This window comes from Alphaproteobacteria bacterium (genome assembly GCA_019746225.1).
Taxonomy (GTDB): Bacteria; Pseudomonadota; Alphaproteobacteria; order Paracaedibacterales; family VGCI01; genus VGCI01.
Genome location: JAIESE010000042.1, coordinates 16,180 through 42,458, shown reverse-complemented (window position 1 = coordinate 42,458; position 26,279 = coordinate 16,180). Strand labels below are relative to the sequence as shown.

At 44.6% G+C, this 26,279-nt stretch carries 25 protein-coding genes; 17 read left to right on the top strand and 8 right to left on the bottom strand.

The window, feature by feature from the left end; translation table 11 throughout:
- Positions 1-6: 6 nt before the first annotated feature.
- A complete protein-coding gene (locus K2Y18_07720) occupies positions 7-204 on the bottom strand; it encodes a twin transmembrane helix small protein (GenBank protein MBX9805622.1) in 198 nt (65 codons plus the stop codon).
- A gap of 128 nt (positions 205-332) precedes the next feature.
- On the opposite strand from K2Y18_07720, the gene K2Y18_07715 reads away from it, so the two are divergent.
- The 3 genes from K2Y18_07715 to K2Y18_07705 all read left to right on the top strand — a co-directional run bounded on the left by K2Y18_07715 (position 333) and on the right by K2Y18_07705 (position 4,073).
- Complete coding sequence (locus K2Y18_07715) at positions 333-815, top strand: hypothetical protein (GenBank protein MBX9805621.1); 483 nt, start codon at positions 333-335, stop codon at positions 813-815.
- 504 nt (positions 816-1,319) lie between these two features.
- Positions 1,320-2,606 (top strand): MFS transporter, encoded by a 1,287-nt coding sequence (locus tag K2Y18_07710; GenBank protein ID MBX9805620.1) that lies wholly within the window; start codon positions 1,320-1,322, stop codon positions 2,604-2,606.
- 177 nt (positions 2,607-2,783) lie between these two features.
- Positions 2,784-4,073 carry an MFS transporter gene (locus K2Y18_07705; GenBank protein ID MBX9805619.1) on the top strand — a complete coding sequence of 430 codons (1,290 nt, stop codon included), beginning with the start codon at positions 2,784-2,786 and terminating at the stop codon, positions 4,071-4,073.
- A gap of 15 nt (positions 4,074-4,088) precedes the next feature.
- On the opposite strand, the gene K2Y18_07700 is transcribed toward K2Y18_07705, so the two are convergent.
- A complete protein-coding gene (locus K2Y18_07700; GenBank protein ID MBX9805618.1) occupies positions 4,089-4,745 on the bottom strand; it encodes a DsbA family protein in 657 nt (218 codons plus the stop codon).
- Positions 4,746-4,963: 218 nt separating this feature from the next.
- Between K2Y18_07700 and dxs the strand changes: the two genes are divergently transcribed.
- From dxs to folD, 3 genes are read left to right on the top strand one after another with little or no spacing between them, the layout of a single operon-like run.
- Complete coding sequence (gene dxs, locus K2Y18_07695; GenBank protein MBX9805617.1) at positions 4,964-6,886, top strand: 1-deoxy-D-xylulose-5-phosphate synthase; 1,923 nt, start codon at positions 4,964-4,966, stop codon at positions 6,884-6,886.
- Positions 6,887-6,898: 12 nt separating this feature from the next.
- Positions 6,899-7,213 carry a YggT family protein gene (locus K2Y18_07690; GenBank protein ID MBX9805616.1) on the top strand — a complete coding sequence of 105 codons (315 nt, stop codon included), beginning with the start codon at positions 6,899-6,901 and terminating at the stop codon, positions 7,211-7,213.
- 12 nt (positions 7,214-7,225) lie between these two features.
- Positions 7,226-8,098, top strand: coding sequence for a bifunctional methylenetetrahydrofolate dehydrogenase/methenyltetrahydrofolate cyclohydrolase FolD (folD, locus tag K2Y18_07685; protein ID MBX9805615.1), 873 nt, complete (start codon positions 7,226-7,228; stop codon positions 8,096-8,098).
- On the opposite strand, the gene K2Y18_07680 is transcribed toward folD, so the two are convergent.
- Together K2Y18_07680 and K2Y18_07675 are read right to left on the bottom strand one after the other, a co-directional pair.
- Positions 8,088-9,218, bottom strand: a complete 1,131-nt coding sequence (locus K2Y18_07680) for a hypothetical protein (GenBank protein MBX9805614.1) — start codon at positions 9,216-9,218, stop codon at positions 8,088-8,090. The genes folD and K2Y18_07680 overlap by 11 nt on opposite strands.
- A gap of 318 nt (positions 9,219-9,536) precedes the next feature.
- Positions 9,537-11,138 (bottom strand): L,D-transpeptidase family protein, encoded by a 1,602-nt coding sequence (locus K2Y18_07675; GenBank protein MBX9805613.1) that lies wholly within the window; start codon positions 11,136-11,138, stop codon positions 9,537-9,539.
- Between the two features lie 264 nt (positions 11,139-11,402).
- On the opposite strand from K2Y18_07675, the gene rpsD reads away from it, so the two are divergent.
- Positions 11,403-12,017 (top strand): 30S ribosomal protein S4, encoded by a 615-nt coding sequence (rpsD, locus tag K2Y18_07670; protein ID MBX9805612.1) that lies wholly within the window; start codon positions 11,403-11,405, stop codon positions 12,015-12,017.
- 93 nt (positions 12,018-12,110) lie between these two features.
- Here the strand turns inward: rpsD and K2Y18_07665 are convergent, their stop codons facing one another.
- The 3 genes from K2Y18_07665 to K2Y18_07655 form a co-directional block, all read right to left on the bottom strand.
- Positions 12,111-13,328 carry a hypothetical protein gene (locus K2Y18_07665; GenBank protein ID MBX9805611.1) on the bottom strand — a complete coding sequence of 406 codons (1,218 nt, stop codon included), beginning with the start codon at positions 13,326-13,328 and terminating at the stop codon, positions 12,111-12,113.
- A 77-nt stretch (positions 13,329-13,405) separates the two neighbouring features.
- On the bottom strand, positions 13,406-15,658 hold the full coding sequence (parC, locus tag K2Y18_07660; GenBank protein ID MBX9805610.1) for a DNA topoisomerase IV subunit A: 2,253 nt from the start codon (positions 15,656-15,658) through the stop codon (positions 13,406-13,408).
- 31 nt (positions 15,659-15,689) lie between these two features.
- Positions 15,690-15,920 carry a hypothetical protein gene (locus tag K2Y18_07655; GenBank protein MBX9805609.1) on the bottom strand — a complete coding sequence of 77 codons (231 nt, stop codon included), beginning with the start codon at positions 15,918-15,920 and terminating at the stop codon, positions 15,690-15,692.
- Positions 15,921-15,995: 75 nt separating this feature from the next.
- Here K2Y18_07655 and K2Y18_07650 point away from each other — a divergent pair, with 75 nt between their 5' ends.
- The 10 genes from K2Y18_07650 (at position 15,996) to K2Y18_07605 (ending at position 25,256) form a co-directional block, all read left to right on the top strand.
- Positions 15,996-17,534, top strand: a complete 1,539-nt coding sequence (locus K2Y18_07650) for a Fic family protein (protein MBX9805608.1) — start codon at positions 15,996-15,998, stop codon at positions 17,532-17,534.
- Between the two features lie 105 nt (positions 17,535-17,639).
- The gene (locus K2Y18_07645; protein MBX9805607.1) at positions 17,640-18,842 is read left to right on the top strand and encodes an aminotransferase class I/II-fold pyridoxal phosphate-dependent enzyme; all 1,203 of its coding nucleotides are present in this window, start codon (positions 17,640-17,642) and stop codon (positions 18,840-18,842) included.
- Positions 18,843-18,924: 82 nt separating this feature from the next.
- Positions 18,925-20,175, top strand: coding sequence for a hypothetical protein (locus tag K2Y18_07640; GenBank protein ID MBX9805606.1), 1,251 nt, complete (start codon positions 18,925-18,927; stop codon positions 20,173-20,175).
- A gap of 88 nt (positions 20,176-20,263) precedes the next feature.
- A complete protein-coding gene (locus K2Y18_07635; protein ID MBX9805605.1) occupies positions 20,264-21,463 on the top strand; it encodes a phage portal protein in 1,200 nt (399 codons plus the stop codon).
- Positions 21,464-21,475: 12 nt separating this feature from the next.
- Positions 21,476-22,030, top strand: a complete 555-nt coding sequence (locus K2Y18_07630; protein ID MBX9805604.1) for an HK97 family phage prohead protease — start codon at positions 21,476-21,478, stop codon at positions 22,028-22,030.
- Positions 22,031-22,099: 69 nt separating this feature from the next.
- Positions 22,100-23,290, top strand: a complete 1,191-nt coding sequence (locus K2Y18_07625; protein MBX9805603.1) for a phage major capsid protein — start codon at positions 22,100-22,102, stop codon at positions 23,288-23,290.
- A gap of 4 nt (positions 23,291-23,294) precedes the next feature.
- Positions 23,295-23,858, top strand: coding sequence for a head-tail connector protein (locus K2Y18_07620; protein MBX9805602.1), 564 nt, complete (start codon positions 23,295-23,297; stop codon positions 23,856-23,858).
- Positions 23,855-24,190: a head-tail adaptor protein gene (locus K2Y18_07615; protein MBX9805601.1), complete on the top strand. Its 336-nt coding sequence runs from the start codon at positions 23,855-23,857 to the stop codon at positions 24,188-24,190. The genes K2Y18_07620 and K2Y18_07615 overlap by 4 nt, the downstream gene beginning before the upstream one ends.
- Entirely contained in the window at positions 24,183-24,605 is a 423-nt protein-coding gene (locus K2Y18_07610; GenBank protein ID MBX9805600.1) for a hypothetical protein, read from the top strand. Before K2Y18_07615 ends, K2Y18_07610 begins: the two co-directional genes overlap by 8 nt.
- Before the next feature lie 144 nt (positions 24,606-24,749).
- Positions 24,750-25,256: a hypothetical protein gene (locus tag K2Y18_07605; protein MBX9805599.1), complete on the top strand. Its 507-nt coding sequence runs from the start codon at positions 24,750-24,752 to the stop codon at positions 25,254-25,256.
- Positions 25,257-25,258: 2 nt separating this feature from the next.
- On the opposite strand, the gene K2Y18_07600 is transcribed toward K2Y18_07605, so the two are convergent.
- A complete protein-coding gene (locus K2Y18_07600) occupies positions 25,259-26,224 on the bottom strand; it encodes a DMT family transporter (protein ID MBX9805598.1) in 966 nt (321 codons plus the stop codon).
- Positions 26,225-26,279: the final 55 nt, after the last annotated feature.

Sequence of the window (26,279 nt, the reverse complement as noted above, 5' to 3'; positions counted from 1 at the left end):
CTCCTGTTACCTTCCAAAAATTAACATCAACGTAAAAAGAATAAGAGTAAGAGCCTGAAGGAGAATCCGCCAGCGCATGGCACGATTCCCATATTTTTCATTAAATTCACCGCCTTTGAAGAGGGCAAATAATCCAAATCCCAAGGCACCAACCGTGGCTCCAAGGGCGCATAAAAGGGCAATCATGAGATATGAATGGGTCATAAGGACAAGTTACACCTAATTTGTGAGCGGAGCAATAATGGAGATGGCAACATTATGACGACCAACTTGCTTTATAGAATTAATTAGATTAAGAGGGTAAGTGAAATTCATAAAATAAGGAAAATCAAATGATGAAATTTTACAAAAGTATAATGATAACCGCGACGGTGCTTCTGTGTTCAAACTTAGCTATCCCAGCTGAAAAATCTGAAGAACAGTTAGAAATTGAGGCAATTGGTAAACATGTTAAATTATTATCTTCTGCTTCTAGGAAACCTCAGAAACCACCATATCTATCACTCATGACCCTAAAAACTTTACAGTCCCCTCAGAAATTTACATACGCTAGAATCCTATATTCTCTAGAATTATCTTCACTTGAACCCCAAGATTTGGATAATTTTATTCAAGATTGCACAAGGAAATATGAAGAATATCGCTTTAAAGAAACCGAGGCTAAAATTCAGTTTAACGCTTATCATCATACAAAGCAAAAGAAACGGACAAAGACGGTGGAGGAAACTGGCATGACAATGTGGAACTTCTCACTTTTTGACTATACACCTTTAGTCGTGGGAGTAACCATCAAGAAGGTAGAGACGACGAACTAAACGGAAATCACTTAGTTTAACTTCCCTGTTTTCTTGACTTAGTCTGGCACACAATGTAGTCTCTACTACGCATCATAATTACTATTCTGGGGATATTTTCGCTGGTGGCAGGTTTGCATACCGGGTTTCCATACTATTCATTGCGTTTGATATGATTCCCTTAAAGACTCTCTTCTTTTCGGAATTTTATTTTGCTCTTAATAAAATTGAAATTAATCCAAAAAATTATGTGTTTAGACTCACAAAGGTAATTTTATTACCTTTCTGGTGGTATTTTCTATCTTAAATACCCTTGATCTTTGTGCTAAGAGTAATTAAATAGATAGTATCAAGATATGAAGTAGAGTTTAAATTTTTAGGCCAACTGAATGAAGTGAGCTAGTTATGGCTTTTTTTCATTAGTTCTGTTAGAAAAGAAAACTCCATAGAAAGTTAACGAAAGGGATTGACGTGAAACTTGCAGCAGATACCACTGTTGATCAACTAACTCTTGAGGATGTTGATATGAATTCAAGCTCTTTCAAGGAAAAATCTGCGACGTATGCATGGATTATTTGGGGAGCCGCTGCTCTTTTTTACCTCTATGAATATGTATTGCGCGCTTCTCCTGGCGTCATGACAAATGAATTGATGCGGGATTTTGGGGTTACCTCAACCGCGCTCGGTATATTTACATCCGCCTATTACTTTTCCTATGTGCCCTTGCAGGTGCCGTGTGGCATGATCGTTGACTGGTTGGGGACCCGCAGAGTGGTCACCATTTCAGCGGTGATGTGTGCTTTGGGAAGCTTTGTCTTTGCGGAAAGCGAAAGCTTATTTACCGCCTCTGCGGCTCGTTTCCTTATGGGAGCTGGTTCTGCTTGTGCTTATTTGAGTTGTTTGAAAATTGCTTCTGAGTGGTTTCCGGCTCAACGATTTGCTGTTATTGCCGGTATTACCATGATGATGGGTACATTCGGTGGATTCTTTGGGGGTAAACCGCTTGCGATGCTCGTCAACGCAACAGATTGGCGAATTGCCATGACGATTGCTGGCAGCGTTGGGGTTGCTGTTGCAGCTGCCGCTTGGATGATTATTCGGGACCACCCAACGCGCGGTACCCAAAACAAAAATCAAGATGTTCCGATGACAACAACCCATCTCTGGGAAGGTTTGAGGATTATTACTTCCAGTCCTCAAACATGGCTTATTGGACTCTATGCGTCCCTTATGTATACAATTCTTTCTGCCTTTGCGGAAATGTGGGGAACGCCTTATCTCATGGTTGCCTATGAAATCAACAATGAGACCGCAGCTTATGGCAGCATGCTGGTCTTTATGGGAATGGCTCTGGGATGCTTAGTGAGCCCGATTTTGGCAAATTATTTATGTAGCCATAAGAAGGTTATGTCTATTGGCGCACTTGGTGCCCTTGCAACCTTTATGCCGGCGGTTTATATCAATAGCCTGCCTCTTTACAGTGTTTTTGGCTTGTTGTTTTGTGCAGGATTTTTCTGTGGTTGGCAGATTCTGAACTTTGCTGCTGCAAAAGAAATTAATCCCCCTGAATTTAACGGCACAACAATGGGCTTTATGAATTGTTTGACCATGGCGAGTGCACTTGTTTTCCAACCCCTTCTCGGGTGGTTGATTGACTTGTTTGAAGAAGGCGAAGTCGGTCTTGATGGCGTAAAATTATATAGCGTAGATGCTTATCATTATGCTTTGGTTGCGATCCCGTTGAGCTTGCTCCTAGCTTGGGTGATTTTGAGATTCGTTCGCGAAACACACCCCGATTATCAGTCAAAATAGGTTGCGGTTTTCGCAAAAGTGATTATATATATGCTGAGGATTCCCTTTCAAATATCTGCTTGAAAGGGTTTCGTCATTTATTAGAACATGAATACACTTTGATATTTTTCATTTTGAAGAGAGATGATTGACATGGAATCAACAGCTGCACTCCTAAACCCACAGGAAAATATAGGCATGGTAAATCGTGCCAATGACAGAGCTCATTTAGATTCCGCTCAAGCTTGGATTGTTTGGGTATGTGCTGCTGCATTCTATTTGTATGAATGTATATTGCGGGTCTCCCCAAGCGTTATGACCGAAGGTCTCATGCATGATTTTTCTCTAACCTCAACAGCCCTTGGCGTTTTAGTTTCTTGTTATCTGTATGCCTATGTTGTGTTACAAGTTCCTTGTGGTGTGATGGTTGACGCTCTTGGGGCTCGCAGAATCATTACCACATCCGCGGCTCTATGCACGACGGGAGCCTTTATGTTTGCGACCGGGGATAGTCTCATCTGGGCACAAATTGGTCGTTTCTTGATTGGCGCTGGATCAGCATGTGCTTTCATCAGTTGTTTGAAGGTGGTTGCTGAGTGGTTTTCACCAGTAAGGTTTGCTCTCATGTTGGGAATGACAAATATGATGGGTACCCTGGGCGGTACTTTCGGGGGCCCTCCTTTAGCTTGGATGGTCAATCATATGGGCGGCTGGCGTCAGGCAACGATGATTCTGGCTTATGCGGGGGTTGTTATGACTCTTTTCTCCTGGGTAATGGTGAGAGACCACCCAAGATCTCACATGCCCCACCAAGGTCACGAAATCCCCCTTCGTAAATCATTGGCTCTGCTTCTTAAAAATCCCCAAGTATGGTTGATTGCAGTATTTGGTTCCTTAATGTGGTTGCCCATTGCAGCTTTTGCCGAATTGTGGGGTGTGCCTTACCTGATGCATACCTATAGCATCGATAATGAATACGCCTCTTTTGCCACAGTGATGATCTTTGTTGGCTTTGCAATTGGCGGCGCTTTGGCCGCTTGGGTTTCCGAAAAGCTTAAAAGCCGGATTCGAACCATGAAGATATCTTCAGTTTTCTTAACACTTATTTTTTCTGCAATTGTATTTGGTCCTGCCATTCCTTTGCCGCTCATGTTTGCTCTCTTATTTGTCGGTGGTGTGTGCAATGGGGGGCAGGTCTTGGTTTTTGCGTGCGTTAAGGAAATTCTTCCTCGCCGTATTAGTGGGACGGCCCTTGGATTTACCAACGCTGTTGTCATGATGAGTGGTGTTATCTTCCAACCGCTTCTTGGGGAACTGCTCGATTTGTGTTGGGATGGGACGCTTGCTGCTGATGGTGTTCGTATTTATAGCGAGACTGCTTATCAAACAGCGATGATTGCTCTCCCCGTTGGTTTTGTTGTTAGTTTCTTGATTCTCTATTTTGTCAAGGAAACGCACCATCATCACCGTCAGAAGGTGGTTGCATAACGGGGCGATCGTCTTTTAACCGTGAATTCCCATCTTCAACAACATCTTCCCGATGATTGCTGCATCCGGGATGCCATCGTAGACCTTTCCATTAATTATAAACGCTGGGGCGGCCATAATTTCATGAGTCCTTTGAGCCTCAAAACATGTCTTCATTATTGTCTTTTCCGTATCCGTGTCTTGACAAGTACATTTTTCTAAGTCAGTTGGGGTAATTCCAAGGTCTAATCCAATTTTATGGAGTTTCTTTTCAGAAGGATCCAAAACCCATTTTTCTTGTGTTGCCAAAAGCTTTCGAGCAAATGTTAGATATTGCTCCTTACCATGGCACCAGGCAATTTTTGCAGCCTTTAAGGCAATTAAATCTGTTGGAAAATCCCGAAATATAAATCGCACAAGGCCTTTATCGATAAATTCCTTTTGAATTTTGGGTAATTCTACCTCTTGATACTCATGACAATGGGGGCAAGTCAGAGAATAATACATTATTATTGTAAGGGGCGCATGCTCTTGGCCGATGCTCACTTCATAGCCATTGAAAGGAAGTTGAGCCAGTTTTGGAGGAGTGACTTGGTTAGGTATTGGTTGGTTGAGAGTTGGCGCATATATCTTTGTTACCCCTCCCATAATCAGTGTTAGGCTGATTAAAACCCAAAAAGCCATTTTATACATTGCGAACTCCCAGTATTATACCTAATTTATATTTTAGCATACCGATCTATTTGTAAACAAACTGTAAATGGGTTGCAGAAAATATTTCAAAAAAAAAGCATGAAAATGGATATATTTCTTGCTTTAAGGATGAGCCTTGCTTAAATTCTGGGGGAAGATGCTATAGTTCAGAATAGTCATTATTTGTCGGAGACCAAAATCGCGTGATTGACCCTAAAATGAAGAAGACCCCGTATCTTGACAAGATTCACATTCCTGCCGACATGAAGGGGCTATCGATGGATGCGTTGCGTCTCTTGGCAGATGAAGTTCGCCAGGAAACGATTCATATCGTATCACGCACAGGTGGTCACTTAGGTGCAAGTCTCGGCGTGGTGGAGTTAACGATTGCGCTCCATCATGTTTTTGACACGCCAGAAGATAAGCTTATTTGGGACGTGGGCCACCAAGCCTATCCTCATAAAATATTAACGGGGCGACGTGAGCAAATGGCGAATCTGCGCCAAGTCGGAGGCCCTTCAGGGTTTACACGTCGAAGTGAAAGTCGATATGACGCTTTTGGCGCGGCTCATGCGGCCACATCCATTTCTGCAGCCCTTGGTTTTGCGGTGGCCAGAGACTTAAAGGCTGAAAAACACAATATTGTTGCGGTCATTGGTGATGGGGCCATGAGCGCAGGTATGGCTTATGAGGCGCTCAATAATGCCGGAGCCATGGCCAGTCGACTGATCGTCATTTTGAATGATAATGATATGTCTATTGCGCCGCCAGTTGGGGCGATGAGTGGCTATTTGTCACGACTTCTTTCCTCACGGTCTTATCATTCTTTGCGTCAAATGGCAAAAGACATGGTAAGCCATCTCCCGAAGTCCTTTGAAACAGCGGCACGAAGAGCTGAAGAATTTGCCCGAGGAATGGTCACCGGAGGGACGTTGTTTGAAGAACTGGGTTTCTTTTATGTGGGCCCTGTTGATGGGCATGACCTGGACCACCTGATTCCCGTGCTGAAAAATGTGCGAGATCGCGCAGAGTCAGGTCCGATCCTCCTCCATGTTGTTACCCAAAAGGGACGTGGCTATGGGCCAGCGGAAGCTTCTGCGGACAAGTACCATGGGGTAAACAAATTTGATGTCGTCACAGGGATTCAGCATATCTCGAAGACGGTTGTTCCAAGTTATACCAAGGTCTTCGGCGAGAGTTTAGCAGAGGAGGCTGAGAAGGATGATCGTATCGTTGCTGTAACGGCTGCTATGCCGTCTGGCACCGGGCTGGATTGTTTTGCCAAACGCTTTCCGGAACGGTTTTTTGATGTGGGCATTGCTGAACAGCACGCCGTAACGTTTGCTGCGGGTATGGCCTGCGAGGGGTTGAAGCCTTTTGTTGCTATATATTCGACTTTTTTGCAGAGATCTTACGATCAAGTCATACACGATGTCATGTTGCAAAAGTTGCCGGTACGGTTTGCTTTAGATCGGGCAGGGCTCGTTGGCGCTGATGGCGCAACCCATGCGGGCAGTTATGATTTGGCCTATTTAGGGTGCTTACCCAATATGGTGATTATGGCAGCTGCCGATGAGTTGGAACTGAAGCATATGGTTGCAACGGCAGCATCCATTGATGACCGGCCCTCTGCATTCCGATACCCGAGAGGAGAAGGGATCGGGCTGGATCTTAATGTTCCTGCTCAAATTCTAGATATTGGGAAAGGGCGTATTGTTCGGGAGGGGTCGAAGATCGCTATTCTTTCTTTGGGAACCCGTCTAGCTGAAGCTTTGAAAGCAGCCGACCTCTTGATGGCTCATGGGTTATCGACAACCGTTGCGGACGCTCGCTTTGCCAAACCAATAGACAAAGACCTCCTTTGTCAGTTGGCACGTAACCACGAAGTCCTTATTACCCTTGAGGAGGGGGCTATGGGTGGTTTTGCCACACAGGTCTTCCACGTGCTGGAAGCAGCTGGTATATTAGATAAGGGCATCAAGATTCGCCCTATGATGTTGCCAGATCGCCTTATTGACCACGACACGCCAGCAAGGCAATATGAAGAGGCAGGATTAACGGCGATTCATATTCTTGCTCAAGCACTAGATGCTTTGGGTATTCGAAATGAAATGAATGAAATTGCCAGATTGGCATCGTAAAGGAGATTTGTTATGGATATTATTATTGTTCCCCTCATTCGTGTCACAATTATGGCTTTAAATCTATACTGGTGGGCTGTTGTTATTTATGTGATTCTTGGTTGGCTTGAACATTTTAATGTCATCAATCGCTACAACAATTTTGTTTATGGTCTCCACACGTTTTTGTTTCGAATAGTCGAGCCAGTACTCACGCCGATTCGCCGTTTGCTTCCCAATTTCGGTGGCATTGATCTCTCTCCAATCGCCTTGTTATTACTCATTTATTTGTTGCAAATGATCCTTGTGCAACTGATCATAAAGCTAATCGGCGGCCATTCCTTATGAGGCGAGGTTCCGATGGTGGCCAAACTCATTGATGGACGTTCTTTAGCCGCGACTTTACGTCAAGACATTGCCAAGGGCGTCATTGAACTTCGAAACATGATGGGTTCTCCGCCAGGACTTGGTGTTATTTTGGTCGGTGACAATCCAGCGAGCCATGTTTATGTCAAAAACAAGACTAAAGCTTGTGCCCAAGTGGGAATTGACCTGCAAGCCCACCTAATGCCAGCCTCGACTAATCAAGACCAAGTTCTTGCCAAGATTAGGGATCTTAACGCCGATCCTCGTATCCACGGGATCTTGATTCAGCTTCCCCTTCCAGATTCTATAGATACTTCACTCGTGATTTCCCACATTGCCCCTCATAAGGATGTGGATGGACTACACCCCCACAACCTTGGGCTTTTGTTTTCGGGCCGTCCAAATCTTGTTCCATGCACGCCCTTGGGCTGTGTTCACCTCATAAAATCCGTCGTCCCCAACTTAGATGGTAAGCATGTGGTTGTTGTGGGAAGGTCTTTATTGGTGGGGCGCACGACAGCGCTATTGTTGAGTTATGAAAACGCAACCGTGGTGCAGGCCCATTCTCATACTGTGAATTTGAAGGAAGAATGTCGACGAGCGGATATATTGGTTTCAGCTGTTGGCAAGCCAGGGTTGATTACGTCTGATCATGTCAAACCAGGAGGTGTTGTGATCGATGTTGGCATTACCCGTGTGGCAACTTCAGACGAATCTGCCCCCATTCAAGGGGACGTTGCTTTTGAGGAGGTCGCACAAGTTGCAGGCTTTATAACCCCCGTTCCCGGAGGCGTGGGGCCCATGACCATCGCTTATCTCTTATCAAATACGTTGATGGCGGCTCAAAAGATCAAGTCTATTCTTTAGCTTTAAGGACTGCTCTTTTCTTGAAATGGTTTACAAACTCAGCAGGATCATAGAATAAATAGGCGTCCATGTCTGCTCTGCCATTATATGTATAGACAAGGTCATCTGATACGCAGATTCCTTTAGCAAACATTTCCATGATGGAGGCCGTTCCGCGATTAAATTTCATTGGGTGAGTCATCCAATAGACATAGTTGCCTATTTTCTGCGTAAGGAGCTCCGTGGCTTTGGGGTCAGTCAATATTGCTTCTGCTGCACTTCTATCTGCCTTGGCCATTAGTAAAGGAATGAGTTTAGGGGCTGTATGCAAGATATATATTGCAGAAGTTTCCCCCATTTTATCAATAACCGTTGGGCTAAACCCAGATTGAGTCTCTGGATCCCTTTCTACCCATGTGATGATTTGGGTTATGCATACAGGACCTTCTTCGGTCTTCATCATAAAGCTGAATGTCACGACCTTAAGGGCATTATCTTCTCCCATCAAGCCTTGAAGTCTCTCGGTTATTTCGGTCGTAGGACAACTCGTAAAGAGCTTTTGGACTTTGTCCATTAAAAGTTGTTCTTCTAGTGTTTTAAGTACTGAAGCTTGCACGTTCAGAAGTCCCCTTAAGTTGTAGACGTTAATCTTGCAAAATGTATCCGCATCGGGTGTTGAAATCTCTAGATCATCAGGTGAAATGAAGCGCGCGATGTTTTGACGAAGCATTTCCTGACAGCGGAATATAGCAAAGTCTCTCCATCCATTCGTTGTCGATGGTACTGAGAAAGCTAGATCATCCCTCACTTGACCAAATTTCTCCCAAGATGGGGTGGCGGTAACTCGAGCAATTTCTTGACGCTGCTGTGCTAAAAATAGTATTGAGGATTGATGCCAATCCATTAAGGCTGGAATGGTTGATGTTTTTGGGTTTTTTCGCTTCATCATAATCACACGTGCTCGAGCGTCAATTAAAACCAGAGACTTTCTTTCAAAGGTCCAATTCCCTTCTGTCCCACCATAGTCACCGTAAGGTCTTCCATCGATGCTTTGATTGATATTTTCTGCAGCATTGCTCACGCTGATAACAGTAGTAAGCGCAAGCACGAGGCTTGATAAGTGGATGAAATATTTATTCATAATTATTACGTATCCTTAATGGGCTCGAAAAAAAATGTAATAGGTAAATGCCCATTGGGCTATGGTTAGTATATAAGTGTTAAATATGAAAATAACAATCAGAAAGTTGTCTCTTTTAATATAGCACTTAGTTACTGTTAATGTGCTCTGACATACTAAACCGTAAAAATGATAGATACCCCTTCAAATTGAAAGGAAAAATCCTATATTATATTATGTAAACCTCAGGATTTACCATAAAAGTAGGTTTGGTTGGGATGGTGGGATGACCCCCTCCCACTATGTCTTTATTGCCCTTTTATTCTCAATAATTCAATCTTACTCAGATTCTGGTTTCAGGACCTTTTCCATTTTTGCATCGAGTCTATAGGGATCATCACTAATATGAATAAGACCATCTTGTCCTATCCAGACCGTTTGATAGGTGAAGAATACGGGAATATTAGCAGCGGGGTTTACGGTTTTGGTACCTCCCTGATTAATGGAGTTCTGAATCTCGTCCGCGGACCACTTGCTTTCATCATTTAAAACCCAGACCGCAAGGTCTATGGGCGCTTTGAGGCGGATACAACCTGAAGAAAAGGGGCGTGCCGTTTTTTTGAATAGCTTTTCGTCTGGCGTCCCATGCAGGTAAATCGTATAGGGGTTCTCGATATTAAACTTGACGCGCCCTAAAGCATTATGACGCCCTGGGCTTTGACGAAGATGGTAGTGCCGTCCTTCATTCTCCCAATCCGCTTGATCGGGGTCAATGATAGACCCACTATCATCTGTAACCGTAAAGCCTGAGCGACGCACATAGTCCGGGTCGTTAATGATTTTTGGTAATTTGTCATGAACCAGGATGTTATAGGGAACGCCCCACGACGGATTGACAACAACATTCTTTAATTGAGCATAGAATAAAGGAGTTCGTCGGCTCGGGCGTCCCACAATGGCAGGAATCTCAAGTTTCACTTGATCTTTATCATAGGCACGTACTTCGTAACCAGCCACGTTCACAATAATATTTTTTTCACCAAGCTCATCGGGAAGCCATCTTAAACGTTCCATATTCAGGATTACTTTGTGTATAAGGTCTTCTATAGAGGTATTTAAGGCTTCCTTAGTCTTACCACCAACAACCCCATCGGCTTCAAGAGTATGGCGCCGTTGGAATTGTCTTAAGGCCTTGTCCAATGTCTCATCAAATATTGTTGAGTTGGTGTCAACTTCCTCCAAGTCACCGTGAAGGATCAATAGTTGGCGCAGAGACTGGACTTCAGGGTTTTTATCCCCTAATTTAAAGGGTTTAGTCTCCTCTATATGGGGCCAAGTATCTTTCTTTATGGCCATTTCACGGTACTTAGCAAGGGTTTTGCGAAGTTCTTGGTACTGGGGAAAGGTTGGTGCCATTTGACGAAGCTTCTCGCAGCCACTTTCTTTGTCTTGAACAGCATCAAGAAGAAGTTCCACGGGGTGGGTCTTGGGACTATGAAACTTGATATCGCGACTGATGCGCATAGGATCAACCCTACCGACACGCAAGTGATCTATATATTCAAGGAAATTCTTTGTTAAGAGAAGCTCTGACTGAATCCAATCTTTTGGGTTTTCAGCTATGCTCGTGGCCTCTTCATAATCATGGGGATTGAGGCCTTCTTGTGACGCGTTTTGGAGGGTCTCAACGGCCATATGGCCACATTTCGTAAGGTTCCCTTGGAAATACCAGACTGGTTGGTTCCCCATTTTTGCATAAAACGCGATTGTATCTTCAGAAGACTTAGTTGTATTGGAAAGAGCGGCTACAAAGGTATCATCCGTTAAAGTTAGGGCTTTTTCAAGTGAATCATTTATAGGTGGGGGGTTTTCGCTTATGGCAGGCAGTACCACAAAGGAAAGGGCAGTAATAAATATTACAACGGGCTTCTTGTTGATCACGATAACTCCCATAAATGAAAAGGCCTATACATGAATATACACTAATTTTCGTTAAAAATGCGTGAAAGGATTTTGTTCTATGATAGAGTCATGCTATAAATGCTCATGAGAATGATCCCTTTAGAGGGGGGATCGAGCAACCATTTAAAAAAAAATGAGAAAAATGAGTGTTATTGTCAATAAACGGTTTGACAAATGGGGTGAAAACGTCGTATTTGAAACGATAGACATTATTATTTGATCTTGAAAAGATAGGCTATATTCATGACAAAGCGCGTGACAGCAAAACATAAAATTGATCGTCGATTAGGGGTAAACCTGTGGGGCCGTCCTAAAAGCCCTGTGAATCGTCGTAATTATGGACCCGGTCAACACGGCCAACAACGTTCTAAACCTTCGGATTATGGAATCCAGTTGAGAGCAAAGCAGAAACTCAAAGGGTACTACGGGAATATTAATGAACGTCAGTTCCGCCGTTTGTATGAAGAAGCTGTTCGTCGTCGTGGAGATACTTCTGAGAATTTGATTGAACTTCTCGAGCGCCGTTTGGATGCGGTTATTTACCGTATGAAATTCGTTTCCACTGTGTTTGCGGCTCGTCAGTTTGTGAACCATGGTCATGTGTTGGTTAATGGCAAGCGCGTTAATATTCCTTCTTATCAACTTCGGGATGGGGATGAGATCGTCGTTGTCGGTCGTATGAAAGACAACGTGAATGTGGCTATGGCCATGCAATCCAATGAGCGGGATGTTCCAGAATATATTGAAGCGGATCATAAGGATTTTAAGGGACGGTTTATCAGAGGGCCAAAGCTAGCGGATGTTCCGTATCCGGTTAGCATGGAACCAAACCTGGTTGTCGAGTTTTACTCTCGTTAATTTGATTATTCATTATTATGCAAAAAACCCGGGATTTTCCCGGGTTTTTTTGTTTCTCCATGATATGAGTCCAAACGATAATGAGGCGTGCTCTTAACGCGTAGTTTGTAAGGGTCTCAACGGTTGTTGTATCATCGGCCCGGAACCCTTTAGGGAGGCAAGATCTGTTTGAACATTTTGAATTTGTGCCTTTAGGCTATTGATTTCATTGCGTATATCATCCAAATTTGTGGTGGCTTGTCTTCGACCCTTTATTTGAGATATTTTCGTTATTAACTCATTTCGTTCCTGCTGAATTGTGCCTGCATCCGTTTTATTGGATTGAAGGGCCTTCATTTCTTCGAAGATCGAGGTTCTCTTATTGATGTAATTTTGTCGTTCAGCATAAAGGGCTTGTCTCTCCTTGAGGTACTTGGTTTCTTCGTCTTTACCCATCACCTTCTTTATCTTATTAACAACGCCTCCTTGGTTTGGAAGATTTAAGTCTTGAATTTTCTTATCGTTAAGGTTAATCGCGGCATTCAGCGCAGTCACGGACTCAGATAGCTTTTTCATATAGGCATCTTTATTTTGCACAAGGTGCAATGACATAATCATGTTTTCAAGAAATTTAATCTGCAAAAGGGCCATATAGTCATCAAATTTCGCTTGTTCTTCTTTTAACTCTTTGCTGAGATTGCGAATCTTTTCCCAGCGAACAGCCTTATTATCCGTAATATACTTATCATCCATAAAATTATTCAGGGCGTTGATGTAGTTACTCGGGGAAAGGAGGATTTGTAGTTTTTGAGTTGTCGTAAGATTTTGGGATTTTACGTCTTGCACAGCTTGCTGCAAAGTTTTATTCCCCAGGAGTTTCTCTAATTCTTTACTCAAGGCTTCAAGCTTCTCGTATGATTGTATCGTGACTTCCAAAATCTGTTCATTGGTACTGACGATACCCTGCAAAGCGACTTTCCGTCGGCCATAGGCTCTAATTCCTAGACCAACACCCGTTACGAGGCGATTTAAGATAGCCACAGCTGATGTTGCGTGCTGTTGGCGGATCATAAGAGGTGCATTTGTTAAAACATCATTGATATCATTTGTTACATCGACCATTGTACCCCCAATTTGCTGAAGTACCCGACCTTTCGATCTTTCATCCATCCGTTGAATCGTGCTGGCGTCTTGACGTGCTTTTTGTTCTTGAAGAGCTTTTGTGCGATTATCTTGCGCATATACAGTGGATATGGGAAATGCATGTGTTTCCTGGTAGATGGGGGCCTGAAACAAAGTTATCAGGGGAAGAAGAAATAAACGATAATTCATAAGGCCCTGGCTCCTCTCATTCTTTTACGAATTAAAGTATACCAAGGACATATTAAAAATAGGTGAAGAGTGCCCTTCTACCCTTCGAACTTGTTGTTCCGAGGAAAGCCGATGGGGGCGAGGCGGCCTATGGCGCCACGGCGAGCACGCCAGGGACGCAAATCTGTTTCTTTGAGCATTTTGCCATTGCGTTGCCACGTCAGACCTATATCTTCCGAGAAAATCTTTAAGTCAGAGACGGTGCCTTGGCGGTATTTTTGTAAAGTAACGCCTCGGCCACGGGTCAGAGTTGGCACTTCAGAAAGGGGGAAGATGACAAGTTTACGATTTTCACCAACGATTGCAACCAGATTTCCAGATTGGCTGGGCGTTATAGGAAGACAAGTAATTGCCTTCGCATCCCCGCTCAAGTTCATCACCTGACGGCCATTACGGGTTTGAGATAAAATATCGTTGGCAGAGACTTGGAATCCGCGACCTTCGGAACTGGCCAGGAAGAAATGAGTTGTTGCGTCTTTAGAATCTGGCTTGGGCTCAAATGGAATCACCATCATATCAACCACTTCTTCTGTGTTATCCAGATCTATCATCAAACGCAACGGTTCCCCATGACCACGACCACGGGGCAGTTTATCCACAATAAGGGTGTAAAAGCGTCCATTGGTGGCAAAGATTACGAGCTTATCCGTGGTTTGTGCGGGAATTACATAGCGACCTTCGTCACCGTCTTTATATTTCAAATCATCGGCTGAGATCTGGTGTCCTTTGACGGTGCGAATCCAGCCCTTGTCAGAACATATGATGGTGACGTCTTCACGCTCAATGATGGCTTCAATCGGGACCATCACCACTTGAGGCGCATCGGCCAAGGTTGTGCGTCGCGCCCCCAAAGATGTATTTTGACCAAATTGCTTTTCAATAGCTTTCAGATCTGCTTTGATGCGCTTCCATTGCTTCGCTGTGCTTTGGAGTAGGTCGTTGAGTTCTGTTTGCTCTTCAGACAAATCCTTATGTTCTTTTCGAATTTCGAATTCTTGGAGTTTGCGAAGGCTGCGCAAACGCATGTTCAGGATCGCCTCAGCTTGGGTGTCGGTAAGCTTGAAGCGTTCCATCATTATGGGTTTGGGCTCATCTTCTTCCCGAATAATGCGGATGACCTCATCGATGTTGAGGTAGGCTATCAAGTAGCCTTCGAGGACCTCGAGACGATCGATAATTTGTTTAAGGCGATGATGGCTGCGTCGCGTCAAGATTTCCTGCCGATGGTTGAGAAATGCTTGCAAAACTTCCTTCAAATTCATGACCTTCGGGTTTTTACCCCCATCGAGGACATTCATGTTAAGAGAGATTCGGGTCTCCAGGTCCGTATGGCGGAACAGGGACTCCATCAAAACTTCAGCATCAACCATCCGACTTTTGGGCTCAAGCACAAGGCGGACATCTTCGGTCGATTCATCGATAATGTCTCCTAAAAGCGGAAGCTTCTTATCGGACAACAATTCGGCAATCTTTTCAATCAGTTTCGATTTACCCACCTGGAAAGGAATTTCGGTCACGATAATGCGGTAGGTGCCGCCTTTGACTTGCTCAGTTTCCCAACGGGCTCGAAGGCGGAAACTACCACGACCCGTCTCGTAGCTTTTCAGAATGGACTCTTTTCCTTCAACCAAGACCCCGCCGGTGGGGAAGTCTGGGGCTGGAATCAGGTCTACAAGCTGGGCTACAGAAACATCGGGTTTCTCAATGAGGAGGGCAAGTCCTTGACAGAGCTCAGCCAGATTATGGGGAGGAATGGACGTTGCCATACCAACCGCGATACCGTTGGAGCCATTGGCAAGAAGATTGGGGAAAGCAGCCGGAAAAACGATCGGCTCCTCAGATTCACCGTCATAAGTGGCGCGAAAATCAATGGCGTTTTCTTCAATCCCTTCCATGAGAAGGGCGGCCACTTCTGTCAAGCGTGCCTCCGTATACCTCATAGCGGCTGCATTATCGCCGTCGATATTCCCAAAGTTGCCTTGGCCGTCAATGAGGGGATAGCGCACGGAAAAGTCTTGGGCAAGGCGCACAAGCGCATCATAAATGGCCTGATCCCCGTGGGGGTGGAATTTACCCATGACATCACCAACGACGCGGGCTGATTTTTTAAAGCTGGAGTTGGGATTCAAGCGCAGCTGTTGCATGGCATAAATGAGGCGGCGGTGGACAGGCTTTAGACCATCCCGCACGTCTGGCAAAGAGCGCGACGTAATCGTCGACAAGGCATACGCCAAGTAACGTTCACTCAACGCTTGTTCAAAAGAGATGTCATTTACGCTTTGTTTACTCATTATCTGCTCAATATCCAGGGCCTATATCCCTTTATATGTACGCTTTTCTTGAAGAAAAGTACAGGATTTCTATAGCAAATATCCCATTATTCTGCCTCTTGGCTTCTTCAAGTTCATCTCCGTGGGTGTAAGCATTTTTCATTAAAAGGGGATAATTATAGTCAATTTTCTCATATTCTGGTATATTGTAAGTGTTTTTCATGAATTTCGCTAGTTTGTAAGTGTTTTTCATGAATTTCTCTAGTTTGTAAGTGTTTTTCATGAATTTCTCTAGTTTGTAAGTGTTTTTCATGTAAATATTAACATAAGATATACGGATTATTAGGGAAAATTCCACGTGACTGACTTGAAAGTTTATAACTTCTTTCGTGATCGTGAATTGCCTGAAAAGGCTGTTTCACTAGCCGGTTACGCGGCTCTTATTGATGCCTATGATTTGCAAATTCCCCTCCCAGAAAAACTTTCTTTTATAAGTCAGAAGCAGCAGAGGTATGAAACAGATCAATGGGCCGCTTTTACCCCAAGACATCAGCCATCGCATTCTCTGTCAGGTTATCTAACCTTTGCTTTGAAATATGAAGGCGTGGACTTGAGTGTTCTAAATTCACTTTTTATTAAAATCAACCCTCAACAGTTGTCCATTTGGATTCGTTCAGAACCTTTAGGAATTTACAGTCGGCGAATATGGTTCTTTTATGAATGGTTGACGGGAAATATTTTGGATGTTCCAGATACTACCTCTGGAAACTTTGTAGAGGCTATAGATCCCAAATCACAGTACGCAACAAGTAACTCAGTGTCTTATCGTCGTCAGCGCGTGTACAATAATTTGCCTGGGGTACGTGGATTTTGTCCCCTGATTCGACGCACAGAAAAACTGGAAAAGCTTATTTCTCTTGATCTTGCTGGATTAGCAAGCAAGCAGGCGGGGGCCATCCATTCTGACCTTTTAACGCGGGCTTCTGCCTTTATGCTATTAAATGATTCAAGGGCCTCCTTTGCGATTGAAGGCGAACGTCCTGGAAAAGACAGGACTGAGCGTTGGGGACGCGCGATCAGCCAAGCGGGAAGATACCAATTAACCATTGAGGAGCTGTTGCGTCTCCAGTCTATCGTTATCGCAGATGAACGATTCGTCAAGTTGGGGTTGCGCCAAGAAGAGGGATTTGTCGGAGAGCATGACCGATTCAACCGTACACCAATTCCTGATCATATCTCGGCTCGTTGGAAGGATTTACCTTCCCTAATGGAAAGCTTGTTAGAAACATACGCTTACGCCAAAGAACAAGGATTCGACCCCATTTTGCTTGCAGCTTGCCTTGCTTTTGGGTTTGTCTTTATCCACCCATTTGCAGATGGAAACGGCCGCATTCATCGGTATATAATCCATCATGTTCTTGATACCTTAGGATTTAGTCCCAAAGGCATCGTGTTCCCTGTCTCTGCTGTCATTTTGGAAAGACTTGATGAATACAGACAAGTTTTAGAGTCATACTCACGTCCTCGACTCGATTTGATTCAATGGCAGCCGACAGGGGAGGGAAACGTTCAAGTTAACAATGAGACAATTGATTTATATAAATATTTTGACGCTACCCGGCAGGCTGAATTTCTTTATGAATGTGTGCAACAAACCATTGAAAAGACTTTGCCAGATGAAATTCACTATCTTGAGCAGTATGATCATTTAAAGGCGGCCATTAGCGAGTTATTCGATATGCCTGACTCGACCATGGATTTACTCATTCGATTTTTGCATCAGAACAAAGGTGTATTGTCGAAAGGTGCTCGAGAAAAGGAATTTAAAGCTTTGTCGGATAAAGAATGCCTAGATCTCGAGGCTCTCTATAGAGATATATGCAAAATTGATGGTTAAAATCATATGGTGAGAGCAATTTTCCTGCTGCCACTTCTCCAGAATTTCGGGTATGATGGGACCATAAATCCACGAGATCGCAAATCAATTTAAGGAAAATATACCATGAGTCTTTTGGCTGGTCGTCTTGCGCGCATTCAACCTTCTCCCACCCTTGCCATGACCGCAAGGGCGGCTGAGCTGAAAGCCCAAGGAAAGGATATTATCGGGTTGAGTGCTGGGGAGCCGGATTTTGATACGCCTGAGCATATTAAACAAGCTGCCCGGGAAGCAATGGCAAAGGGAATGACCAAGTACACAGCGGTGGAAGGGCTGTTGCCATTACGAAAGGCAATTCAGGACAAGCTTGCCCGCGAGAATAACCTAACTTATGGCGTAGATCAAATCACGGTCGGAAATGGCGCGAAGCAGATCATCTTTAACGCCTTCTTGGCAACCGTAGAGGAGGGGGATGAGGTCATTATTCCAGCACCATATTGGGTGTCCTACCCCGACATGGTTCATTTGTGCTCAGGCACGAGTGCTATTGTCCATTGTGGGGAGGAGGATCATTTCAAACTCACCCCGAAAGCGCTCGAGGCTGCGATTACGCGAAAGACGAAGTGGCTGATCCTGAATTCCCCTAGTAATCCAACGGGCCGGGTATATACAATTTCTGAGCTTAAAGGGCTGGCAGAAGTGCTGGCGCGCCATCCCCAAGTATATGTTATTAGTGACGATATTTATGAGCACTTGATCTATGATCAAACCCCTTTTGCAACATTAGCGATGGTTGCGCCATCTCTGCAGGATCGTATTCTAACGGTGAATGGGGTGTCCAAATCCCATGCCATGACAGGGTGGCGGATCGGCTATGGGGCAGGCCCGAAATCCTTGATTAAGGCGATCACTATGTTGCAATCCCACAGCACGTCAAGTGCCTGCACCATCTCGCAAAGTGCAGCGATCACGGCGCTCACCGCATCCCAAGAGTTTTTGAAGGATTGGGTGGTCACCTTCCAAGCCAGGCGAGACATAGCCCTTGAGATCATTAACGCAACCCCAGGCTTGTCCTGTATCAAACCGGAGGGCGCTTTTTATCTCTATATTTCCTGCGCTGGCGTCCTTGGGAAATCAACCCCCGAAGGCAAAACCATCAGCACGGACAATGAGTTTGCTCTTTATTTGCTCGATAGCGTCGGGATTGCAAGCGTCAGCGGCGATGCCTTTGGGCTCTCCCCTTATTTCCGAATTTCCTATGCAATCGAGACATCTCTCCTCAAAGACGCCTGTCAGCGCATCAAAAAGGCGGTGGGGGCGTTGAGCTAAGATCAGTTCCATTCACCGTATTTTAACTAACTTTCTTTAAGATAAAACCCATGTATTCTGTTCGACAATTATGGAGTTTGTCATGAAGCGGTTTTTCTTCGGTTTTTTTATGGTTTCCCTCTTCTCAACTGATGCTACTTGTCTTATTAAGGTTGGTGATCTTCTTGATCCCACGACCGAGTGTGGACTTGATTTTGAGAAATATCAGGAATGCTTAAAGATTGAGGAAGAAACAACTGTCAGTGCCGAAAGAAAAGCAAGGGCGTTTTGTTACGCGATTAAAAATTACGCGGAAAAGACGGAAAATATAAAGAAGAAAAATGAATCAATACAGAAGCTTAAATCTATCGACTCAAGGAAATTGGAACAGATCAAAAGTGATGTAAAAAAACTGGATGAAGCGCGCAAACCCTTTCGGGATGAACTTTTAAAGGCAAATATTACCCCACAACAATTGGGCAAAATTCCAACAAGATCTATCGTTAACAAGGAATTATTCATACAATGCCCGGCTGTAGATTCAAAAGGAAATCACTATTTGGGTACTAAAATTAGAGAAGGCGTTATTGATCCAAAAAGCAGTTGTGGTTTAAATCTTGCAAAGCTACAAGAATGTATCGAACATGACCGGGGCCAAGAGGGTCAAGGGGAAAGCTTTTGCAATGACATTAAGCTATATGCAGGCAATAAGTACAAACTTCTAGAGCTTAAAGATTTACCTGAGGGCAAATTTAAACAGCAAATGCTAGCAGGGGTATTAGAAACACAGAAAGACTTGGAATGGCGCTTTGTGAAAAAAGAAGAGTTGCTCACCGAAGATAAGCTTAAAAATATAGACCCCCTTGGTGATATGGAAAAATTCACATGTAGTGGAAAATTGGACCTTAAGGGGAGTGTGGAAGACAAAAGAAAAATCAATGCTCGTTTCCAAGATACAATTGGGATCATTGATCTCAAAAGAACATGCGGATTAAATCTGAGTAAGCTGAAAGCATGTGACGCAAGCCAAGACGCTGAACTTAAAGCGTTTTGTGAAGATGTTAAAGAATATGCTAATACCAAAGTTTTTCTCCAAAAGTGGAAAACGAAACGTGAGACAGCTATAGGTCAGATAAAGACAGACTTGTCGGTATCGATTAACAAATTAGAAGATAGTCAGAAAAAGCTCTTAGAAAAGTTTAAAGCTGCTGGTTTGACGCCGGAACAAGCCGAAAATATTCCAGCGGCTGAAACTCCTACCTTAGCTGATTTGCAATGCAAGCCAGTGCTTGGTATGCGTAGTTCTCAAAGAAGATCTGAGCTTGGGTCATCCATGAAAAGAGCATTGAATTGATGCGCCAAATGGGCAATCACAAAATTTGACAATTCATCAGGGCAATCGTTAGAAATTCTTTCATAAATATTTGAAAGGTTTCTAGCGAATGCCAGATTATTTAAAATCATTCTTTTCAAAAGGACGTAAACAATCCACAAAATCAAGCAGTGTCGGTCCGCTTGTCGCTTGTGGGACTGTTGGTAATCCTGTTTGGACGCCCCGTCGGTATGATTCCTTGGCGGCTGAGGGTTACCAGAAAAATGTGATTGTTTACCGATGTGTCAATCTTATTGCGCGGGGTCTTAGCAGCGTTCCTTGGTTATTGTATAAGGACGATGAGGAACTCGCCCATCATCCCTTGCTGACCCTCCTTAATGCCCCAAGCCCCCGCCAGGCTGGATCCGCCTTCATGGAATCCGTGGTGGGCTTTCTTCTTCTTTCCGGTAATACGTATATTGAAGCGGTTCATGACCATGAGGGTCGCCCTGTTGAGCTTCATCCATTGCGCCCAGATCGTATGAAAATTATTCCCGGATCAGGAGGCATTCCTTCTGCTTATGAGTACAGTGTCGCTGGACAACACAAAATCCTGCCTTGTGATCCGGTTACAGGTCATTCGTCAATTCTTCATTTAAAGAACTTTCACCCTTTAAATGATTGGTACGGCATGAGCCCCATTGAGGCAGCAGCCAGAAGCATTGATCAGCACAATGCGGTCGCCGGCCACAATCTGGCTCTTCTTCAAAATGGGGGTAGGCCCAGTGGCGGTTTGATTGTTCGACCCTCACCCAACTCCAGGGGGATGAGTGATGAGCAGCGTGATTCTCTTCGACAAGATTTGAAAGAGGTTTATGCAGGACACAAGAATGCGGGTCAAATCTTGGTTCTGGAAGGGGATTGTGAGTGGAAGGAGATGGGGCTGTCCCCGAAGGATCTTGATTTTATTGAGGGGAAGAAGCTCACAGCCCGAGAAATATCCCAGGCCTACGGCGTGCCTCCTATGCTTGTGGGGGTGGCAGGAGATGCGACCTTTGCCAACTACAAGGAAGCGCGGTTTCATTTGTGGGAGGATACAATTATTCCCCTTCTTGAGTTCTTTGTGGCTGAATTTAACCTTTGGTTGGCCCCTGCCTTTGATGAAAAGCTCAGCCTCAGTTATAACACCGATGAAATTCCAGCCTTAAGCGCCCGCCGAGAAGCTGTTTGGTCCAAGATCGCGTCGGCCAACTTTCTCACCATTAACGAAAAGCGCCAGGCTGTTGGGTATGGACCCATTCCAGATGGCGACAGGATATTTCACCCTTAAAACCAGGAATCGATGATGAAAAAAATACTTGATTGCTCTTTATCGGTCAAAAACTGTGATGCCGACGGCAGTTTCAGCGGATATGCCTCTGTATTTGGTATAACAGATTCTCAAGGAGAGGAGGTCGCCACTGGCGCCTTTGACCTGTCCCTCAAAGCATGGGAGAAAAATGGGAAGATGCCGAAGATGCTGTGGCAACACGATTATCGCCATCCCATTGGGTATTGGTGTGAAATTCGTGAGGATACTCACGGCTTATACGTGAAGGGTCAATTGCTCCTAGATCTTACTCAAGGGCGCGAAGCTTATAGTTTAATGAAAAATGGGGTTGTTGATGGATTGTCCATTGGATTTGTGACCGTTCGTGCCAGACGAGGGAAGGGTGGTCAAGGGACATCAGAAGTACGGATCCTAGAAGAGGTCAATTTGCAAGAAGTATCCCTTGTTACCTTTGCTGCGAATCCAAAAGCCAAAGTTGAACGGGTGAAGATGGAAGATCCTGAGGTGGAAGCGCTGATGGATCGGTTGGATCAATTGGGGAAGCTTTTAAGAGAGGGGGGCGAGTAACACCCATAAGGTGAATGAAATAAGGGACTTTGTATAAGGTTGATACAAACAATGATGGGAGAAAATTTTATGACAATACAAATAGTGCGTGATGCTGTTGATGGGCTTCACCAAGCGTTTTATGAATTTAAGGCAGCAAATGATGAGAGATTGGCCCTATTGGAAACAAAGGGCATAAACGATCCGTTGGTTGATGAAAAAGTGACAAAACTAAATGTTGCCATTGATCAGGCCCAAAATCGGTTGACGCGTCTTGAAACAGCTGCTCAACGCCCCAATCTCGCCTTCGGTGCAGATGAAGATACTGGAGCGAAAGCAGAATTCTTTTCCTATGTTCGCAAAGGCATGGAAGGGCTCGAACAAAAGTCTTTAACCAGTTTGAATGACGCCAGTGGAGGCTATCTGATTCCCCCCAGCATGTTGGACAAGATTCATTCAAGCATGCAGGTTTCTTCTCCGATGAGGTCTATATCTCGCGTCACGGGGATATCAACAGATGCTTTGGAGCTCCTTCAAGAAAAGGGATCTGCTGAAGTAGGTTGGGTCGCTGAAACGGCTGAGCGGCCGGAGACAGGGACGCCAGAGCTCCAAAAGATTCGGATACCCGTTCATCAAATCTATGCCAAGCCACGGGCAAGCCAGAAGCTTCTTGATGACTCCAGTGTGGATATCGAATCATGGCTTGCCCAGAAAATAGCAGAAAAGATGAGTTTGAGTGAAAATTCAGCATTTATCAATGGTGATGGAAATGGAAAACCAAAGGGGTTTCTTGTTTATCCTCTGGTTGAGGTTGGGAAACCAGAATGGGGAAAGTTTGAAGCCGTTTCATCAAAAGCCAATGATGCACTGACTGATGGTGATGTTTTGGTCGAGGCCTTTCATTCATTAAAAGCTCAGTATTTAAATGGTGCCACATGGATGATGGCTAGGTCTGCCCTTGCAGCGATTCGTAAGTTGAAAGGGGATAACAAACAATATTTATGGCAGCCCAGCATGATTGAGGGAACGCCTGCGACATTGTTGGGGTGTCCCGTTGTCATCGCGGACGATATGCCTGCACTTGATGTCAAAAAGCCATCCGTGGCGATTGCTTTCGGGAATTTCAGAGAAGCGTATCAAATTGTTGATCGGGCAGGACTGCACGTCTTGCGGGATCCTTTCAGTGCGAAGCCTTATGTCGAATTTTATGCAACAAAACGTGTTGGCGGAGATGTTATTAACTTCGATGCTCTCAAACTGGTTCAATTCGCAAAGGCGTAAAACCATGCTGACGCGACTGAAGACACAAGAGATTCTTCCCGTTGGGTTAACAGAAGTCAAGGCGCATTTGCGCCTTGACCATGCCCATGAGGATGAATATTTAAGGCCCCTTATTCAGGCAGCGGTCGGATTTGTGGAGGAGTACCTCGGGAGATCTCTTCTCAGTCAAGTTTGGCGCCTGGTTTGGGAGAAGGAAAGACCCTATCCACCTCATTTATCAACCCAGGAGGAAGATGTGTGCACAGTTTCCTTACCCTATCCACCATTGCGAGCCATTGTTTCAGTGAATCGGCTAATGAGCACCGGGGATAGGCAATCTATACGGCGTCATCGCCTTGAAATGAATCATCAAGTTCCAAGGTTGGTCTTTGCAAGTATCCCAGAAGCCGTTGAAATTGACTATGAAGCTGGATATGGCGATCGACCAAGTGACATTCCCCCGGTGATACGGCAAGCCATACTCCTGAGTGTGGCAGACTTTTATGAATACCGAAATTCAGACGCGATGCCACGCAACACGTTGGCGCGAGAAATATTGGAAACGTATCGTGTGATGAGGTTGGCATGACGCACCTCAATTCTTTGCGGAGTCGTATTGTGCTGTTAAGGCGACGGGTTGTTGAGGAGAAGGATGGTTCATTCACTGAAAAGTGGGAAGAGGGGGACGCTGTATGGGCTCAAGTCCTTCCTTGCTCTGTACGTGATTCTATTGGTGAGGGTTGGAATAACTTAAATCCTTCTCAAGGTAAATATAAAGTCACCTTAAGGTTTCGCTTGAGGCGGTTTTCACGTGTCAAATGGGAGGGTACGACCTTAAGTCTATTGAGCCCTCCCTTAATAGACGAGCGACGTCAATGGATAACATGTTTTATGTATGATATTGGAGAGGAAAATGAGTGATTTTCAGGTCCTTACAGCTGTGAGGGGACATTTGTTAAATGAGGGGGTGAGTGATCATGTCCATTTGGCCCTTCCTCCTAAAGCACGCTATCCGCTTATTTTAATTGAGTTGGAGGAAATTTTATCACCCTATCCCGTTAAGGGGAATAAAAAGATAAAGTCTATTCTTGCCCATATCAAATTTAAGGTGAGTGCTTATTCTGAAAGGCCGGGTATGGAAGAGGCAGTGCTTTTATCTAATAAGCTTCGGGGGGTTCTGGAAGGAAAAACTTTATGGCTGCCTGGCATATTGGAGGCAGATAAATCTGCAATGATTCGATTTCTGGCATGTGTTACGCAAACAGCAGGAGCAGGGGGAAGCGGCTCCCGGCTTCGTGTAATTTATCATTATTATGATGCGATTGTGAGGGGGTAAATCATGGATGATTCAAAGGATCCAGAAGAGGAAAATATACCAGTCGGTGAGGAGGAGACCATCGATGCGTTGACGGCTCACTTTAGACGCGTCACTCGTGGGAGGATTGTTGATTTACCGCGATGGGCTCAGTAAGGAGGAAAGATGATGGAATCAGAACTGATCATAAACAGGGGAGGATTTCCTCCCTTATCTGCCCGGGGATGTATTCAGAGCTTGATGCCTATAGAATCAGGTGTCCTGAAAAGAACGATTAATGGATCTTTAGTCTATACGGGAAAGGGTCCAGCCCATAAATACCGATCGATTATTTCCTGTGAAGATAAAGCTTCTCTTGCTATGGAGGGATTCTGGAGAGGCAGTGAGCTTAAGGTCGGTTGTATTCAACGGTTATGGCAAAAGGTACTTGGGACAGGAGTAGTTCTTGAGCGGGATCCGGTTGAAGGATCGGTGTTCTTGATAGCCACAAATCAAGAAGAATTGGGACTCGAAAGTGTGATGGGCAGAAACGTTGTGTTTGCCTCCAATGTGGCTGATGATACTTATGTCAGCTACCGCCCTTGGTTAGATATGCGTGTTGTTACCTTCTCACTTAACACCAATGAATGGGGTTTAAAAGCGGGGTGGCGTCTTGAATTGGAAGAAATCTGATTCTAGCTGTTTTTCTTCGCTTCTTTGCGTGTTTCGTAATAACTGATGTAGGCCGTTCCAGCAATAATGAAGGAGGCGCCAGCAAGTGTAACAAGCGTTGGGATTTCGAGGAAAAAGACAAATCCAAATAACGCTGCAAAGATAAATTCGACATATCGGAAAGGACTTAAAGCGGAGGCTTCCGTGGCTGAGAAAGCCCGGATCATACAAACCTGGATGAGGTTTCCACCAATACCCAGCAAGGCGAGCATGCCAAGCTGATACCAAGATGGTGTTTGCCAAACGAGCATCGCAGGGATCAGGGTAATGATCGTTGTACCTACCGCAAAGTAAAAGAGCATCGTGTGCGTGTTCTCTGTTGTGACCATTTTCTTGGCTACGACATCACTCATGGCAAAGAATATAGCCGCTGCAATGGGAACGAGAGCAACGATACGTAAAGCTTCTGCACCGGGTTGAAACATGATGAGAAGGCCTATAAATCCGATAAGAATCGCTATCCATCGGGATAGATCTACCTTTTCATGCAAGAACAGAACCGCCATGGGGAGGAAGAAGAAAGGCTGAGAGGACATTATAATTGTGTTGTCTGACAAGGGCATAAGGTTGACGGAATAACAGGCACCTCCAATAGCACAAACGCCTAAAATAGCTCGCCAGAAATGCATCCAGGGGCGGGACGTTTTGAATAAGGTTGTACCATGGGACAGCATGAGAGGAACGACAGCGAGCATGCCAAAGAAGAAACGGAAAAAGGAGATTTGAATGATATCGAGACCAGCTCCAAGAAGTCGCATCAGAATATCATTGGTCACGCTGACCAAAGTAATCATAACAGCCCAAAATGCGCCTTGAGGATACCCTTTGCGCATAAACCAAGAAAAGGGGTTACCTGAAATCTTTTGGATGGGCGCTTGTAATACAATTTCTTCAGTTTGGGATAGAGAAGCGTTTGGCAAAGCGGTCATGGATACTCACAGTTGGTTTAGAAACGGAATCTTAGGTTGTTTTTACAGATGTTTT